This is a genomic window from Aquitalea sp. S1-19, from assembly GCF_024343515.1.
On sequence record NZ_RJTZ01000369.1, the window covers coordinates 1 to 411 of the forward strand.

At 63.3% G+C, this 411-nt stretch carries 1 pseudogene and 1 other annotated feature; the pseudogene reads left to right on the forward strand.

Annotated elements, in window-relative coordinates:
• Nucleotides 1-411 (forward strand): annotated as a pseudogene (locus EGI20_RS19095) (IS3 family transposase); the annotation flags it as partial.
• Nucleotides 107-223 (forward strand) — a sequence feature (AL1L pseudoknot). (Overlaps the previous pseudogene by 117 nt.)

Below are 411 nucleotides of genomic sequence, written 5' to 3' on the forward strand. Positions count from 1 at the left end.
CTGGCCAGCGCCCCGGAACCACCAGCGCGGAGGCAGCCCGGGTCAAGGAGTTGGAGCGCGAAGTCCGCGAGCTGAAAAAGGCCAACGAAATTCTGCGGCTAGCCAGTGCGTATTTCGCGCAGGCGGAGCTCGACCGCCGCATCAAGTCGTAAACGCTTTCATTGATGTCCATCGGGACCGATTGGGGATCGAGCCGATCTGCCGTGTGTTGCAGGTCGCCCCATCGGCCTACCGCAGGCAGGTGGCCCGGCAAAACAATCCGGCGTTACGCTGCAAGCGCGCAGTACGCGACGAGCAACTGGGCGGCGATATTGACCGTATCTGGCAGGCCAATCATCAGGTGTACGGTGCAGCCAAGGTCTGGCGTCAGCTCAATCGCGAGGGGCAGCGCGTAGCCCGCTGTACGGTCGA